Source organism: Methylobacterium sp. JK268 (assembly GCF_054052225.1).
On the sequence record NZ_JBSVZN010000010.1, the window covers coordinates 16,390 to 32,273 of the forward strand.

Here is a 15,884-nt window from a genome sequence, read left to right on the forward strand (position 1 = left end):
GCGGGATGATTTCTCGGCAGATCGGTAACGAATCCTTGGCGCCGCGTGCCCTAGCCTCCGGCGCATGGTGTCCGACCGCGCCCGACAGCGCCTGTTCCGTGCCGGCTTCGGCGTCATCGCGGCGACCGGCGCCGACCGCTGGCTCGCGCCCGCCGCGCGGGGATGCGGCGTGATCCTGACCTTCCACCACGTGCGGCCCGAGGCGCCCGGGGCCTACGCGCCGAACCGCCTGCTCGCGATCACCCCCGGCTTCCTGGAGCAGGTGCTGGTGACCTTGCGCGGGCGCGGCTTCGACCTCGTGGGCCTCGACGACCTGCCGGCGCGGCTGCGGGATCCGGGCGCGCGGCCCTTCGCGGTGCTCACCTTCGACGACGGGTACCGGGACAACCGCGACCACGCGCTGCCGGTGCTGCGGCGGCACGGCGCGCCCTGGACGCTCTTCGTGACGACGGCCTTCGCGGAGGGGACCGGCCGCCTGTGGTGGTTCGAGCTCGAACGGGCGATCGGACGCCTTCCCCGTGTGCGGGTGCCCGAGGCCGGCCTCGACCTGCCCGCCGGAAATCCGTCCGAGAAGAGCGAGGCCTTCGCGCGGGTCTACCGGGCCCTGCGCGCGGGGCCGGAGGCGCGGCTGCTCGCCGTGATCGCCCGGCTCGCCGGCGAGGCCGGCCTCGACCCGGCGGCGATCACCCGGGACCTCTGCCTGAGCTGGGACGAGCTGCGCGCCCTCGCCGCCGGGGCGCCGGACCTCACGATCGGCGCCCACACCCTGACGCACCCGATGCTGGCCAAGCACGAGGCCGCCGCCGCCCGGCGGGAGATCGCGGAATCCCGCGCCGTCATCGCGGCGGCGCTCGGTCGGGCGCCGGCGCATTTCTCCTACCCGGTCGGCGACCCGACCTCGGCCGGGCCGCGGGATTTCGCGCTCGCCCGCGAGGCGGGGTTCGCGACCGCGGTCACGACGCGGCCGGGCCATCTCTTCCCCGCGCACGCGGCGCATCTCCACGCCCTGCCGCGGGTCTCGATCAACGGCTGCTTTCAGACGCGGGCGGCGCTCGCGGCCCTGCTCTCGGGCGTGCCCTTCCTGGCCTGGAACCGCGGCCGGCGGCTCAACGTGGCCTGATCAGCGCCGACGGTGGCGGCGGCTCACCGTGAAGCTCGCGCTCTGGCGGCCGTGGCGGTAGTGCCGCCCGTAATGGCGCCGGCCGCGGCGGCGCGGCGTGACCTCGGCCTCGGCCTCGGAGGCGGCGGGCAGGCGCACCGGCGTGGTCTCGGCGGCCGCGGCCGCGGCGGCCGACGACCCCTTGGTCGGGGCCGCGGGACCGAACAGCGACAGGCACTGGTTGTAGGCGAGGTCGCCCCGGATCCGCTCGCAATCGGCGACCGAGCGCGGCGCGCCCTGCGCGAGGGCGGATCCGGCGAGCGGGCCGAGGAGAAGGAACATCGCGAGGGCGTGGCGCATGGCCCGGGAACTGCCTTGATCGGGAGGGGTGGGGCGCGGGGAGATCCGCGCGGTGCGGCCCGTCGGACGGTCTGTCGCCGAGGAGTGCGGCGAAAAACCGGTCGGTGCGTCAAGGGGCGTCGGGCCGGTTCATCCAGCGGATCACCGGCATCAGGGGGACGATCCACAGGATGCCGAGGGCCGCGTAAAGGACGGCCTGGATCAGCGGCGGCGTCTCGGCGATGCGGCTGTCGGCGAGCGCCATGGCGATCGGGGCGTAGATCATCACGAAGGCGATCATCGCGATCGTGCCGATGAGCGAGCGGGTGCGGCGGCGCATCGCGGGGCTCCGGGGGAGGGGAGGGGAGTTCCCGCCGCCCTAGAGCATTTCCCGACGCGGGGGCAACCGGCCCGCCCCGGGTGCGGCACCGCAGAGCGTTGCGCCGGATCGCCGCCGGCGCCAAGAGCCGCCCCATGACCGGCCCGACCCTGACCGCCGCCCTCGCGCCCGCCGCCGTGCCCGCGCAGAGCCTCGCCCCGATCCGTCCGCGGCGCGCCGTCCGCACCTGGCTCTTCTGCGTGGCCGCCCTGGTCATCGCCATGGTGGCGGTGGGCGGGGCGACCCGGCTCACCGGGTCGGGCCTCTCGATCACCGAGTGGAAGCCGGTCACCGGCGCGATCCCGCCGCTCTCGGGGGCGGCCTGGGAGGCGGAATTCGCCAAGTACCGGGCGACGCCGCAATACGACATCCTGAACCGGGGTATGACGCTCGCCGAGTTCCAGTTCATCTACGCCTGGGAATGGGGCCACCGCCTGCTCGGGCGGCTGATCGGTCTCGTCTTCTTCCTGCCGCTCGGCTGGTTCTGGTGGACGGGCCGGCTGGACCGGCGCCTCGGGCTCGGCCTGCTGGCGCTCGGGGTGCTCGGCGGCCTCCAGGGCGCGGTCGGCTGGATCATGGTGGCCTCGGGCCTCGAACCCGGCATGACCGCCGTGGCCCCGGTCCGACTCGCCGCGCATCTCACGCTCGCGAGCGGCATCCTGGCGGGGCTGGTCTGGCTCGCCGCCGGCCTCGACCGCCCGGCCGAGGCGCCGCTGCCCGCGGGCCTGCGCCGCACCGCCCGGGCGCTGCCCGCCCTGGTGCTGCTGCAGATCGCCCTCGGCGGCCTCGTCGCGGGCTCGAAGGCGGGCCTGACCTACAACACCTGGCCCCTCATGGACGGGGCCTTCATCCCGCCCCTCGACGGGCTGTTCGCGGTCCGGCCCCTGATCGAGAACGTCGTCGACAACGTCGCGCTGGTGCAGCTCGACCATCGGCTCGTCGCCTACGCGGTCCTGGCGCTCGCCGTCCTCCACGCCATCGCCTTCGCCCGCGCGCGGCCGGGCAGCCCGGGCGCCCGCCGGGCCCGGGCGCTCGCCGGCCTCGTCGCCGCCCAGGCCGTGCTCGGGATCACGACGCTCGTCCTCGCGGTGCCGCTCTGGGCCGGGCTCGCCCATCAGGTGCTGGCGATGCTGGTGCTGGGCATGGCGGTGGTCCATGCCCGGATCGCCTCCCTCGGACCGGCGCGGCTCCCCGCCGCAGGGTGACCGGCCCGGGTTTTGATGGTTACCTGGAGCGTGGCGGCGCGGGGCCGCCGGCGAGACCCGGAGCCCTCATGAGCACCACGACCGGACACGCCGAGGACGGCCGCCCTCCCTCCCTGACCTGGACCTACACGCCGGGCGAGATGCTGGCGGACGGGATCGTCCACGTGATCGGCGTCGTCCTGGCGGTGATCGGGGCGGTCGCGCTGGTGACGGTCGCCGCGCTGATGCTCGCGCCGGGCGGCACGCTCTCGGTCGCCGTCTACGCGGCGGGGCTGGTGGCGATGCTGAGCGTCTCGGCGGCCTACAACATGTGGCCGGTGGGCCGCCGCAAATGGCTGCTGCGCCGGGCCGACCACGCCACGATCTTCCTGATGATCGCCGGCACCTACACGCCGCTCGTGACCCTGGTGGGGAGCGGCGGCGTCGCCTGGGGCCTGCTCGCCGGGGTCTGGCTCGTGGCGGTGGCGGGCGTGGCGATCAAGCTCGCCTTTCCCGGGCGCTTCGACCGGCTCGCGGTGGCGCTCTACCTCGCGCTGGGCTGGAGCGGGGTGGCGGCCTACGATTCGGTGATCGGGCAATTGGTGCCGGACGCGCTGGCGCTCCTCGCGGCCGGGGGCTTCCTCTACTCGGCGGGGGTGATCTTCCATCTCTGGCGGCAGCTGCCCTTCCAGAACGCGATCTGGCACGGCTTCGTGCTCGCGGCCGCCTGCTGCCACTACGGGGCGGTGCTGCGCAGCGTGATCGAGGCGGCGGCGTGACGTGAGGATGGGTGGGCGCCGGATCATGAACCCGTGAGGCGCCCCACGCACGAGCTCCCCTGTCCCGGACGACTGTAGCGTCAGCGGAAGGAGATCCGGGAACCAGCACAGCGACTCGCCGCGAAGCGGCTCAGAATCCCAGCACCGTTGCTGAGAGCAGCCGCTTCGCGGAGTCTTGCGCTGGTTTCCGGGTCGCATTCCGCTGACGCTGCATGCGCCCGGAAAAGGGGAAGGCCGAGTGGTCTCTACTTCTCCGAACTGATCGAAGGATAGTTCGGTGTCCCTAGAGCGCCTCCAGCCCCAGCTCGAAGGTGATGCACACGGTGTTGCGCCCGCGGGCGAGCACGCCCTCGTGGATCGCCCCGTCCACGTCCACGACGGCGATGTCGAGATCGGCGACGGGGCTCCCGTCCGGTCCCGCCGCGACGCTCCCCTCGCGGATCAGCACCTCGCTCGCGTCGGTCGGCACCACGCGCCCGTCCGCGAAGGCCGGCCGCACGATGCTCCCCAAGCCCCGCACCCGGGCGCGCCGCATTCCGAGCGCCGCGCAGGTCGCCTCGATGGCCGCGAACAGCTCCTCGTTCGGCTGGATCTTCAGGAGGATGCAGCCGCGCTCCGCGGCCTCCACCGCGCCCGGAACGGGCGTGAACAGCGCGAAATTCGTCTCCGCATCCGGCAGGACGCTCCAGGCGGCCTCGGCGCAGCCCCAGGCCTCCGCCCGCGGCGGGGTCGCGACCACGACCTCGGCCGGCAGGAGGTGCCCCGCCCGGCGCCGCCCGTCCGCCTCGATCCAGGTGCCGTGAACGTGCAGGAACGGCACGCCGTCGCGGTGGCCGAAGGTCGCGCTCGCGCGCTCCAGCCGGGTCTCGCCCGGGGGCCGGAAGGTCTCGCTGTAATAGGCCGCGTGGGCCGGGTCGCGCGACAGGGCCGGCATCACGTAGGCGAAGGGCGAAAAGGAGCCGCCGTCGAGATGGACCGTCGCCCCCGCCATCCCGGCCGCCGCCAGGGGACCGGCCAGCGCGTCGAGGAGCGTCGTGCCGCGCGCCAGCGCGAAGGCGCGGTGCCGCAGGGCGCCGGCGGCGGCGGTCCGGCGCTCGGCCCGCACCGGCCCCGGCTGCGCGAGGAAGGAGCGCACCGGGTCAGGCCGCATGGCTCGGCCGGCCGCCGAGGGGCAGGAGCCCCGCCGCCTCCAGATCCTCGCGCACCAGCGTCTTGGTGATCTTGCCGTAGCCGGATTTCGGCAGGGCCGGGCGCAGGAAGACGCGCTTGGGCAGCTTGTAGCGGGCGACCCTGTCGGCAAGGAAATCCAGGAGTTCGCCCTCGCCGAGGGCGGCGCCCTCGCGCAGCACGCAGACGGCGACGCCGATCTCGCCCCAGACCGGGTCCGGCACGCCCAGCACCGCGGTCTCCGCCACCGCCGGATGGGCCAGGATCTTCTCCTCGATCTCGCGCGGATAGATGTTGGAGCCGCCCGAGATGTACATGTCGGAAGCGCGGCCCGTGATGGTCAGGAAGCGCTGGGCGTCGAGGAAGCCGAGGTCTCCCGTCCGGAACCAGCCGTCGCGAAACGCCTCCGCATTGGCCTTGGGGTTATTCCAGTAGCCGGCGAAGACCGCCGGGCCGCAGACGCAGATCTCGCCGGTCTCGCCGGGCGCGCAGGCGCGGCCCTCCGGGTCCTGGATCTGCACCTCCATGCCGGTGCGCTCGATGCCGCAGGTGCCGATCCGCACGCCCGGCCCGTCCTCCGGGTCGTGGAGGTGGGGCGGCAGCACCGTGATGTTCCCGGTCACCTCGCCGAGCCCGAAATACTGCACGATCACCGGGCCGAGCGCGGCGAGCGCGCGCTTCTGATCCTCGCGGTACATCGGCGCGCCCGCGTAGATGATGTAGCGCAGGGAGGAATGGTCGTGCTCGGCCACCGCCGGGTGCTCGACCATCATCTTCAGGATGGTCGGCACGGTGAACAGGTTGGTGACGCGGTGGCGCGCGACGAGCCGCCAGACCTCGCCCCCGTCGAAGCGCTCGGAGGCCGGCAGCACGCTCGTCACTGCGCGGGCGATCTGGGCGAGCGCGTGGACGCCCGCCCCGTGGGAGAGCGGCGCCACCACGAGGGAGACGTCGCGCTCGGGCCGCGTGTCCGGCATCAGGTCGCAGAGGTGGTTGGTGATCACGAAGGCCATCTGGCCGTGGGTGAGCACCGCCGCCTTCGGCTTGCCCGTGGTGCCCGACGTGTAGAAGAACCAGCAGGGATCGTCGTGCTCGACCGGTGCGTTCGCCACCAGCCCCTCCGGGGCCTCGGCGAGGAGCGCCTCGTAGGGGAGGCCCTCCGCGTCGCCCTCGCCCAGGGTCACGACGAGCGCGAGGTCGGGCCGGGCCGCCCGCACGGCCGCGACGTGGTCGGGATTGTCCGCCTGGCACAGGAAGGCGCGGGCGCCCGACTGCTCGGCCAGGTAGGCGACGTCGCCGGGCATCAGGCGGTGGTTCGTCGGCACGAACACGGCGCCGAGCCGGAAGGCCGCCTGCATGATCTCCAGGATCGGGTTGCCGTTGCGGGCATGGACCAGCAGCCGGTCGCCCTTGGCGATGCCGCGGGCGGCCAGCGCGGCGGCGAGGCGCGAGACGCGGGCGTCGTACGCTGCCCAGGTCCAGTGCCGGTCGCCCCAGACGATGGCCGCCCGCTCGGGATGGCGCTGCGCCGCCTGGGTCAGGCAGTGGGCGAGGTTCATCACCCGGCGGGACATCGGGATCATGGGGCGCCTCCCGGCACGGTTGTTGTCATGGCGGCTTCATCCGCCGGCGGGTTCTTCAGGACCCGCCCCGATCCCCGTTATGGCACGCCGCGGCGCGGCCCCGGAAGCTGCGGCGATGGTGGGGGCTCATGCCCTGGCTGAGCATCGCGGCCCGGTGCGCCGCGGTGCCGTAGCCGACGTTGCGCTCCCAGGCATAGGCGGGGTGGCGGCGCGCCAGCACGGTCATCAGCCGGTCGCGCAGGACCTTGGCGAGGATCGATGCGGCGGCGATCTGCGGCACGAGCCGGTCCCCGCCGATAACGGCCTGCGCGCGGCCGTCGAGGCCCGGCGGCACGTCCCGCCCGTCCACCGCCACCGGCCCGGCGGACCCGAGCCGCCGCACCGCGCGCGTCATGGCATCGAGAGTCGCGGCGCGGATGTTGATGCGGTCGATCAGGTCCCGCGAGGCGCCCGCATAGGCGATCTGCGCCACCGCGGGCAGGCGCGCGGCGAGGCCCCGGCGCGTCGCCGCGTCGAGCCGCTTGGAATCGTCCAGGGCCTCGAGGAGGTCGGGAGGGAGGGCGGCGGGGTCGAACCGCACCGCCGCGACGATCACCGGGCCGCAGAGCGCCCCGCGCCCGACCTCGTCGCAGCCGATCAGGACCGGGTAGCGCGCCGCCTCGCGCGCGAGGAACGGACGGCTCACTTCTCGGTGCAGAGCCCGGCGGCGGAGAGGCGGCGGTGGTAGCGCGGGTCGCAGTCGGTGGCGAGGAAGGAGGCCCATTCGGAGGGCGAACCGTAGAAGGCGTTGCGGTCCACGTCGCCCTGCACGCCGGGTACCCGGCCCGTCGAGGTGAACTGCCAGAGCATCCAATCGCGGTTGGCGAATCGCTCCTCGGGTTCCGCCGCCGTCGAGCGCACCCAGTGCGGGTAGTCGGGCAACTCGCCCTCCAGCACGTCGCGGTGGAAGGTGATGTCCGTGTAGATGATCGGCCGCTTGCCGGTGTAGCGCTCCATCTCGGTGAGCATGGCCTGGGTCATCGCCAGGGCCTGGGCCTTCGGCAGCCGCTTCGGGCAGGTGGCCGAGTGGCCGTTCCACTCCACGTCGAGGACCGGAGGCAGGGCGGTCGGGTCGTTGGGGACGTTGCGCTTGAACCAGGCCATCTGCTCCTCGGGGGAGCGGCACCAGAACACGAAGTGGTAGGCGCCCCGCGGCACGCCGGCCTGGGCGGCGCCGGCCCAGTTCTCGCGGAAGCGCTCGTCGAGGTGGTCGCCGCCCTCCGTGGCCTTGATGTAGGCGAACTGCGTGCCGGCCCCCCGCACCGAGGCCCAGTCGATCGGCCCCTGCCACTTGGAGACGTCGATGCCCTGGATCGGGTGCTGCTTGGCCTTGGCCACGCCCGGATGAGGCTTGGCGTCGCCCTTCGTCGGGTAGTAGCTGCCGGAACTCGCGCAGGCGCCGAGCAGCGCGAGAACCGACGCGGCCGCGGCGCGCTTGGTCCAGGCGGAGCAGCGCGCGGCGAGGGAGAGGGGCTTCGACTCCAGCGGCATCGACGTGCGACCTGAACTGACGCAGAACACAATGGCTATTCGATGCGATGGGGCGGGTTAATGAAGGCTTGACAGTATTGCGGGCGAATCCCGGGAACCGTTGCCGGACAGCCACATCCGGGGTGGTGAGGCAGGGGCGGCAAGCCGTTCCGCAGCGTGGTCGCAGAGGGCGAAGGGGTGGAGAAGGTTCTGTTCACCATCGGGTACGAAGGCGCCGATTCCGAGCGCTTCGTCGGGGCGCTCACCGGCGCCGGGGTCGGGGTGCTGGCGGACGTGCGGGCGGTGGCACTGTCGCGCAAGCGCGGCTTCTCGAAGAGCGCGCTGCGCGACCGGCTCGCCGAATCGGGCATCGGCTACGCGCATCTGCGGGCGCTCGGCACGCCGAAGGCCGGGCGCGAGGCGGCGCGCGCCCATGACGCCGCCCTGATGCGGCGGATCTACTGCGCGGAGGTGCTGGACACCGGCGCGGGCGAGGAGGCCCTGGCGGACCTCGCGGCGCGCGCCGCCGAGGCCCCGACCTGCCTGCTCTGCTTCGAGCGGGACCCGGAGCGCTGCCATCGGCGCGTTCTCGCCGAGCGGCTCGCTCCGCGGGGCTTCCGGGTCGTCGACCTGTTCGCCTGAGCGCGGCCTACTTCTTGCGCGCCTTGCGGGCGGCGTAGCGGGCGTCGCGGGCGGCCTTCTGCTCGGCCTCCGCGGCGCGCTGGCGCTCCGCCTCCTCCTCCGCCTCGCGCTCGGCGCGGGCGCGGGCCTCCGCCTCCTCGGCGGCGCGGCGCTCGGCCTCGGCCTTGCGCTCGGCCTCGCGCTCCGCCTCGCGGACCGCGCGGGCCTCGGCGACACGCGCGCGCTCGGCCTTGCGGGCCTGCACCGCCGGGTCGTCCTCGGAGGGGCGGGCCTTGAACTTCTCCAGCATCGCCTTCTTCGCCTCGGCTGATGCGCCCTGGCGATTGCCAAACTGCTGGTCCTTGAAGCCTGCCATCGGGGGAATCTCGTTCGGGTCCTGCTCGGGGGCGCCGGGCGCCGGTCTGGGGTGTGACAGTCCTGTAGCGCCCGCCGCGCCCGGATTCAAAGCCAAAGGAACGTGGGGACCCGAGAGAATGCGCGGACGTAAGGGGAGGAGTTGTCAAGGTTTGCCTCCCAGGATGCCGCCGTCGCTGGACCGAAGCGGGCACCAGGGGAGACGGATGCGTGCGGTCGTGCTCGACGATGCGGAACTGAACAACCTCCTGATGGTGGAGGCCCTGCGGCCGATCGCGGGTTGCGTGCCCGACGTCTTCACGCGGCCCGCCGACGCCCTCGAGCACATCCGCCGGCACGGCCCCGAGATCGGCATCGTGCTCACGGATTACGAGATGCCCGAGATGGACGGCCTCGCCTTCATCCGGGCGGCCCGGGCGGTGCCGGGCTTCGCGCACGTGCCGATCGTGATGGTGACGAGCTTCGACGCCCGGGCCCTGCGCCGCGAGGCGCTGGAGGCGGGCGCCACCGACTTCGTCAACAAGCCCTGCGACCCGGTCGAGATCCGCGCCCGCGTCACCAACCTGCTCGCCCTCAGCCGGGCCTATCGCGAGCAGGAGGAGCGGGCCGAGTGGCTCGCCCGCGAGGTCGCCAAGGCGGTCTCGATCATCGAGGCCCGCGAACGCGAGATCGTGACCCTGCTGATGCGCGCCGCCGAGCACCGCGACACCGATACGGGCGACCACGTGGCGCGGGTCGCCGGCTACGTGACGCTGATCGCCGGGGCGATGGGCTTCCCGCCGGCGCGCTGCCGCCTGATGAGCCTCGCCTCGACCATGCACGACGTCGGCAAGATCGCGATCCCGGACGCGATCCTGCTCAAGCCCGGCCCCCTCGATCCCGAGGAGCGGCACGAGATGGAGCAGCACGCCCTGCGCGGGCAGCGGATGCTCGAAACGAGCAGTTCCGAGGTGGTGCGCCTCGCCGCCGAGATCGCCGGCAGCCACCACGAGCGCTGGGACGGGACGGGCTATCCGCACGGGCTTGCCGGCGAGGCGATCCCGCTCGCGGGCCGGATCGTCGCGGTGGCGGACGTGTTCGACGCGCTCACGAGCGAGCGCCCCTACAAGGCCGCCTGGACCCTCGAGGCGGCCCGCGACCACGTGGTCGCCCAGGCCGGGACGCATTTCGATCCGGCGGTGGTGAGCGCCTTCCTCGCTTGCTGGGACGACGTCGCGGCCCTGGCCGGGCCGGACGCCGCGCGGGCGGCCTGACCGTGATGGCGCGCCCGGCCTTCGGCCGCCGAACCGGCCTCGATTCCGGCGCCCCGGGGCGCGGCGCCCATCCCGGCGACCCCCGCCCACGCGTCGGGTCCCGGCGCGGGGCATCCCTGGCGACGCGCCTCAGCCGCGCCGTGGTGGGCGCCGTCCTCGTCGCGCTCGCGGTGAGCACGGCGCTGGGCACGTGGCGCGAGGCGACGCGCTACGTGGCGGACAAGCGCGACTGGCTGCACGGCATCGCCTCGGTCTTCGCGAGCGCCGGCGCCCGCGCGGCCGCCGAGAGCGACGCGGCCGCCGCCCACGCGGCCCTACGGGCCATCGCCGACGAGAAGGGTATCGTCTACGCCGCCCTGACGCTGGCGGACGGCATGCCGCTCGCCGAGCAGGGCACGGGCCTGCGGCTGGCGCGCGACCTCGACCTCGACCGCCAGGAGGGCGTCTCGCCCCTGGATCTCCTGGGGACGCACACGATCAAGCTGAGCGTGCCGGTGCGCGAGAACGCCGTCCAGGTCGGGCGGGTCACCCTGATCGCCGAGACCACCGACCTGATCGACCGCCTCTACGAGGTGCTGGCCAACGCGGCGATGACGGCGGGGCTCGCGGTGGTGGTGGGGCTCGCGGTGGCGTGGCGCCTGCAGAGCGCGCTGACGGGCCCGCTCGTGGCCCTCGCGCGCGCCATGACGACCGTGCGCGAGAACCACGACTACGCCCACCGGGTGAGCGTGGCGGGCGACGACGAGGTCGGGGCGCTCGCCGCGACCTTCAACGGCCTGCTCGACGCGGTCGACGAGCGCGACCGCAGGCTCGCCGCCCACCGGGCCCGCCTGGAGCAGGAGGTGAGCGACCGCACTGCCGACCTCAGCGAGGCCAAGGAGGCGGCCGAGAGCGCCAACGCGGCGAAGTCGACCTTCCTCGCCACGATGAGCCACGAGATCCGCACGCCGATGAACGGCATGCTGGTGATGGCCGAGTTGCTGGCCTCCGCCGACCTGCCGGCGCGCCAGCGGCGCTACGCGGAGGTCATCGCCCGCTCCGGCCAGAGCCTGCTGGCGATCATCAACGACATCCTCGATCTCGCGAAGGTCGAGGCCGGCAAGCTGGAGCTGGAGCGCATCCCGGTCGATCCGGCCGAGGTGGCGGACACGGTGGTGACGCTGTTCGGCGAGAAGGCGCGGGCCAAGGGCCTCGACCTCGCGGCGCTTGTGGCGCCCGACGTGCCGCGGGCGATCGCCGGCGATCCGGTCCGCCTCGGTCAGATCCTCGGCAACTTCGTGAGCAACGCGCTGAAATTCACGGAGCGCGGCCACGTCCTGATCCGGATCGAGCCCCGCGACGACGGCCGGCTGCTGCGGCTCTCCGTCACCGATACCGGCCTCGGCATCCCGCAGGACAAGCTCGCCTCGCTCTTCACGGCCTTCGCGCAGGCCGACCAGTCGACCACCCGCCGCTTCGGCGGCACCGGCCTCGGCCTGTCGATCGCCCAGCGCCTCGCCGTCGCCATGGGCGGCCGGGTCGGCGTCGAGAGCCGGCCGGGGGAGGGCTCGACCTTCTTCGCCGAGATCCCGGTCGCGGTGCTGGACGCCGCCCGCCCGCCGGCCCGCGCGCCCGCGGTGCCCCCGCTGGTGGCGGTCTCGGTCGCCGGGGAGGCCACCCGCGCGGCGCTCCTGTCGGGCCTCGCGGCGGCGGGCTTCGTCCCCGGGGGCGAGGGGGCGGGCATCGCCATCCTGGATGCGGCCGACCTCGCGGCGCGGGGCCGGCCGGCCGGGGCCGCCCGCGTGCTGGCCCTGGCCCCGATGGCCGATGCGAGCGGCGCCGACGTGCTGGCCCGGGGCCTCGCCGACGAGGTGCTGCGCTGGCCGCTGGCGCAGGCCGAGTGGCGCCGGGCGCTCGCGATCCTGGCCGAGGGCGGCACCTTCGAGAAGGCCGAGGGGGCCGAGGCCGCCGGCCCCGCCGCGCATTTCCCGCAGGCCCGGGTGCTGGTGGCGGACGACAGCCCGGTCAACCGCGAGGTCGCCGTGGAGGCGCTGGGCCGCTGCGGGATCACGCGGGTCGTCACGGTGGAGAACGGCCGGGAGGCGGTGGCGGCCGCGGAAGCGGGCGGCTTCGACCTGATTCTGATGGACGGCAGCATGCCGGTGCTCGACGGCTTCGACGCGGCCCGCGCCATCCGTGCCCACGAGGCGGAGAGCGGCGCGGCGCGGGTGCCGATCGTGGCGCTCACCGCCCACGTCATCGGCGAGGGCGCCGAGGCGTGGCGGCACGCGGGCATGGACGGGATCCTGGCCAAGCCCTTCACGCTCGCCGACCTCGCCCGGATCCTCGAACGCCTGGTCCGGGCCGATTCGATCCCGGCCGAGGCATTCGCCGCGCCGGCGCCCGCTCCGGCACCGGCGCCGGCACCGGCACCGTCCGGATTGCTCGACGCCGGGACGCTCGCCAGCCTCGACGAGATGGCGCAGGCGAGCGGGCCGGCCTTCATCGCGCGGGTCCTGAGCCTGTTCCGCGAGCACGCCCCGCCGAGCCTCGCCGCCCTACGGGCGGCCGCGGACCCGCCCGCCGTGGCGCGGGCGGCGCACGGCCTCAAGTCGATGAGCCTGAATGTCGGGGCGGGCGCGCTGGCGGCGCAGCTCGGGGAGATCGAGCGGGCCGCGCGGGTGAGCGAGCGCATGCCGGAGGCCGCGACGCTCGACGCGGTGGACTCCCTCCTGGCGGCGAGCCTCGCGGCCCTCGACGGGCATTTCGCGGCGCTGCCGGCGGCGGCCTGAGGAGGGGAGGGGCCCCGCGGCCCGCGCTCCCCGACACCGCGCCGCGCTTGGCCTGCCGGCCGATCTCGTGTAGGAGCGCCCCGAATTCGAGGCCCGGGCGCCCGCGCGGCGCGCCGGCCATTGGCACGTTGGGGCCTGCGCGCCGCCCCCTGGAAGCCCGATGCAGACCGTCCTGATCGTCGTCCACCTGATCATCGTCCTCGCGCTGATCGCCGTCGTGCTGCTGCAGCGCTCCGAGGGCGGGCTCGGCCTCGGCGGCGGGGGCAGCGGCACGCAGGGGTTCCTGACCGGCCGCGGCCAGGCCAACGCGCTCACCCGCGCCACCGCCGTCCTGGCCGCCCTGTTCTTCACCACCAGCATGGTGCTGGCGATCCTGTCGCACCGCACCGCCGCGCCGCGCTCGATCTTCGAGGGTGCCGGCCAGACCCGCGCCCCGGCGGCGGGCCAGCCGGCGACGCCGCCCGCCGGCAACCTCCTCGACCAGCTGCGCCAGCAGCAGGGCGACGCGCCGAGCGCGCCGGCCTCCCCCGCGGCGCCCGCCCCGGCGCCCGCGGAACCAGCCGCGCCGCAATCGCGCTGACGCGGACGGACCGTCCGATCCGATCATGACGCGGGGCGGGCTCACGCCCGCCGCCCTCCCGCCTGTGGATCCGGCCGGCCTCCGCCGCCCGGGTCCCGTTCCGTTTGAGCCCCGGCGTTGGCCTTTCCGGCCCGCCGCTGTATGGAGCAGGTCCCATGACGCGGTACGTCTTCATCACCGGCGGCGTGGTCTCCTCCCTGGGCAAGGGCCTCGCCTCGGCGGCGCTGGCGGCGCTCCTGCAGGAGCGCGGCTACAAGGTCCGCCTGCGCAAGCTCGACCCCTACCTCAACGTCGATCCGGGCACGATGAGCCCGACCCAGCACGGCGAGGTCTTCGTCACCGACGACGGGGCCGAGACCGACCTCGACCTCGGCCATTACGAGCGCTTCACCGGCGTGCCGGCGACGCGGGCCGACAACATCACCACGGGGCGGATCTACCTCGACATCATCACCAAGGAGCGGCGCGGCGACTATCTCGGCGCGACGATCCAGGTCATCCCGCACGTCACCAACGCCATCAAGGAGTTCGTGCTCGACGGGAACGAGGATTACGACTTCGTGCTCGTCGAGATCGGCGGCACGGTCGGCGACATCGAGGGCCTGCCGTTCTTCGAGGCGATCCGCCAGCTCGGCCAGGAGCTGCCGCGGGGGCTGTGCGCCTACATCCACCTGACGCTGCTGCCCTACATCCCGTCCGCGGGCGAATTGAAGACCAAGCCGACCCAGCACTCGGTGGCGGAGCTGCGCTCGATCGGCATCCAGCCCGACATCCTGCTCTGCCGCTGCGACCGGCCGATCCCCCGCGAGGAGCGGCGCAAGCTCGCCCAGTTCTGCAACGTGCGCGAGTCGGCGGTGATCGAGGCGCGGGACGTGGCCTCAATCTACGACGTGCCGCTCTCCTACGGCGAGGAGGGGCTGGACCGGGAGGTGCTGGCCCTGTTCGGCATCGAGGCGGCGGCGCCGCCCCGTCTGGAGCGCTGGCGCACCATCTCGGAGCGGGTGAAGAACCCCGAGGGCGAGGTCTCCATCGCCATCGTGGGCAAGTACACGGGCCTCAAGGACGCCTACAAGTCGCTGATCGAGGCCCTGACCCACGGCGGCATCGCCAACCGGGTCAAGGTCAACCTCGAATGGATCGAGGCCGAGATCTTCGAGCGCGAGGACCCGGCGCCGTTCCTGGAGGGGCTGAACGGCATCCTGGTGCCGGGTGGCTTCGGCCAGCGCGGCGCCGAGGGCAAGATCCGGGCGGCCCGCTACGCCCGCGAGAAGAGGATCCCGTATTTCGGCATCTGCTTCGGCATGCAGATGGCGGTGGTGGAGGCGGCGCGCTCCCTCGCCCAGATCCCGGAGGCGAACTCGACCGAGTTCGGCCCGACGCCGGAGCCGGTCGTCGGCCTCCTCACCGAGTGGATGCGCGGCAACGAGCTGGAGAGGCGCGCGGCCGAGGGAGATCTCGGCGGCACGATGCGGCTCGGCGCCTACGCGGCGAATCTCGCGCCCGACACGCGCATCGCCCGGATCTACGGCACGACCGAGATCCGGGAGCGCCACCGCCACCGCTTCGAGGTCAACATGGCCTATCGCGAGCGGCTGGAGGCCAAGGGCCTGCGCTTCTCCGGCACCTCCCCGGACGGGCTCCTGCCCGAGACCGTGGAGGTCGAGGGGCACCCCTGGTTCATCGGCGTGCAGTTCCACCCGGAGCTGAAGTCGCGGCCCTTCGAGCCGCACCCGCTGTTCCAGTCCTTCATCGAGGCGGCGGTGGTGCAGAGCCGGCTGGTGTGATCCGCTAGGCCCGTGTACGCAAGGTCCCCGAAGTCCGCGGCGGCCGAGGGGGCAGCGGAATGCTGACGTCGATTTCCGGCCTGGGCGCCTTCCTGGCCTATTTCGCGACGGCCGCGGGGCTCGTCGCGGCCTACCTCGTCATCTACATGCTGGCGACCGCGCACGACGAGCTGGCGCTGATCCGCGGGGGCGTCACGGCGGCCGCCATCGCGCTCGGGGGCAGCCTGCTGGCCTTCACGCTGCCCTTGGCGGCCGCGATCATCAACGCCCAGTCCCTCCTCGACTGCGCGGTCTGGGGCCTCGTGGCGCTCATCGTGCAGATGGGCGTCTACTGGATCGTGCGGATCGCCCTGCCGGGCCTGTCGGCCCAGATCGCCGCGGGCGAGACGGCGCCCGCGGTCTTCCTCGCCGCGGCCTCGCTGGCGGCCGGCATCGTCGACGCCGCGTCGATGACCTACTGA

The 15,884-nt window shown here is 73.9% G+C and carries 16 protein-coding genes; 9 read left to right on the forward strand and 7 right to left on the reverse strand.

Annotated elements, in window-relative coordinates; translation table 11 throughout:
- Positions 1–64: 64 nt before the first annotated feature.
- Positions 65–1,120, forward strand: coding sequence for a polysaccharide deacetylase family protein (locus ACW9J6_RS12425; protein ID WP_457116790.1), 1,056 nt, complete (start codon positions 65–67; stop codon positions 1,118–1,120).
- Here the strand turns inward: ACW9J6_RS12425 and ACW9J6_RS12430 are convergent, their stop codons facing one another.
- Positions 1,121–1,459, reverse strand: a complete 339-nt coding sequence (locus ACW9J6_RS12430; protein ID WP_457116791.1) for a hypothetical protein — start codon at positions 1,457–1,459, stop codon at positions 1,121–1,123.
- Positions 1,460–1,568: 109 nt separating this feature from the next.
- Complete coding sequence (locus ACW9J6_RS12435; protein ID WP_457116792.1) at positions 1,569–1,778, reverse strand: DUF2842 domain-containing protein; 210 nt, start codon at positions 1,776–1,778, stop codon at positions 1,569–1,571.
- Between the two features lie 134 nt (positions 1,779–1,912).
- On the opposite strand from ACW9J6_RS12435, the gene ACW9J6_RS12440 reads away from it, so the two are divergent.
- Together ACW9J6_RS12440 and trhA are read left to right on the forward strand one after the other, a co-directional pair.
- A complete protein-coding gene (locus tag ACW9J6_RS12440) occupies positions 1,913–3,022 on the forward strand; it encodes a COX15/CtaA family protein (RefSeq protein WP_457116793.1) in 1,110 nt (369 codons plus the stop codon).
- A 68-nt stretch (positions 3,023–3,090) separates the two neighbouring features.
- Positions 3,091–3,780, forward strand: coding sequence for a PAQR family membrane homeostasis protein TrhA (gene trhA / locus ACW9J6_RS12445; RefSeq protein ID WP_457116794.1), 690 nt, complete (start codon positions 3,091–3,093; stop codon positions 3,778–3,780).
- Positions 3,781–4,063: 283 nt separating this feature from the next.
- Here trhA and ACW9J6_RS12450 read toward each other — a convergent pair whose 3' ends face one another.
- Genes ACW9J6_RS12450 through ACW9J6_RS12465 form a run of 4 tightly spaced genes read right to left on the reverse strand, consistent with a single transcriptional unit; the run spans position 4,064 to position 8,060 of the window.
- Complete coding sequence (locus ACW9J6_RS12450; protein WP_457116795.1) at positions 4,064–4,930, reverse strand: PCC domain-containing protein; 867 nt, start codon at positions 4,928–4,930, stop codon at positions 4,064–4,066.
- Positions 4,920–6,530 (reverse strand): acyl-CoA synthetase, encoded by a 1,611-nt coding sequence (locus ACW9J6_RS12455; RefSeq protein ID WP_457116796.1) that lies wholly within the window; start codon positions 6,528–6,530, stop codon positions 4,920–4,922. The genes ACW9J6_RS12450 and ACW9J6_RS12455 overlap by 11 nt, the downstream gene beginning before the upstream one ends.
- Before the next feature lie 55 nt (positions 6,531–6,585).
- Positions 6,586–7,215 (reverse strand): ribonuclease HII, encoded by a 630-nt coding sequence (locus tag ACW9J6_RS12460; protein ID WP_457116797.1) that lies wholly within the window; start codon positions 7,213–7,215, stop codon positions 6,586–6,588.
- Positions 7,212–8,060: a glycoside hydrolase family 25 protein gene (locus tag ACW9J6_RS12465; RefSeq protein WP_457116798.1), complete on the reverse strand. Its 849-nt coding sequence runs from the start codon at positions 8,058–8,060 to the stop codon at positions 7,212–7,214. The genes ACW9J6_RS12460 and ACW9J6_RS12465 overlap by 4 nt, the downstream gene beginning before the upstream one ends.
- A 177-nt stretch (positions 8,061–8,237) precedes the next feature.
- Here ACW9J6_RS12465 and ACW9J6_RS12470 point away from each other — a divergent pair, with 177 nt between their 5' ends.
- The gene (locus ACW9J6_RS12470; protein WP_457116799.1) at positions 8,238–8,681 is read left to right on the forward strand and encodes a DUF488 domain-containing protein; all 444 of its coding nucleotides are present in this window, start codon (positions 8,238–8,240) and stop codon (positions 8,679–8,681) included.
- Between the two features lie 7 nt (positions 8,682–8,688).
- Here ACW9J6_RS12470 and ACW9J6_RS12475 read toward each other — a convergent pair whose 3' ends face one another.
- Positions 8,689–9,036 (reverse strand): DUF6481 family protein, encoded by a 348-nt coding sequence (locus ACW9J6_RS12475; protein WP_457116800.1) that lies wholly within the window; start codon positions 9,034–9,036, stop codon positions 8,689–8,691.
- A gap of 205 nt (positions 9,037–9,241) precedes the next feature.
- Here ACW9J6_RS12475 and ACW9J6_RS12480 point away from each other — a divergent pair, with 205 nt between their 5' ends.
- The 5 genes from ACW9J6_RS12480 to ACW9J6_RS12500 all read left to right on the forward strand — a co-directional run bounded on the left by ACW9J6_RS12480 (position 9,242) and on the right by ACW9J6_RS12500 (position 15,884).
- Entirely contained in the window at positions 9,242–10,288 is a 1,047-nt protein-coding gene (locus ACW9J6_RS12480) for an HD-GYP domain-containing protein (protein WP_457116801.1), read from the forward strand.
- Positions 10,234–13,059, forward strand: a complete 2,826-nt coding sequence (locus ACW9J6_RS12485; protein WP_457116802.1) for an ATP-binding protein — start codon at positions 10,234–10,236, stop codon at positions 13,057–13,059. The genes ACW9J6_RS12480 and ACW9J6_RS12485 overlap by 55 nt, the downstream gene beginning before the upstream one ends.
- Positions 13,060–13,219: 160 nt before the next feature.
- Positions 13,220–13,639 carry a preprotein translocase subunit SecG gene (gene secG / locus ACW9J6_RS12490; protein ID WP_457116803.1) on the forward strand — a complete coding sequence of 140 codons (420 nt, stop codon included), beginning with the start codon at positions 13,220–13,222 and terminating at the stop codon, positions 13,637–13,639.
- A 155-nt stretch (positions 13,640–13,794) separates the two neighbouring features.
- A complete protein-coding gene (locus tag ACW9J6_RS12495) occupies positions 13,795–15,423 on the forward strand; it encodes a CTP synthase (protein WP_457116804.1) in 1,629 nt (542 codons plus the stop codon).
- Positions 15,424–15,482: 59 nt separating this feature from the next.
- A complete protein-coding gene (locus tag ACW9J6_RS12500; protein WP_457116805.1) occupies positions 15,483–15,884 on the forward strand; it encodes a DUF350 domain-containing protein in 402 nt (133 codons plus the stop codon).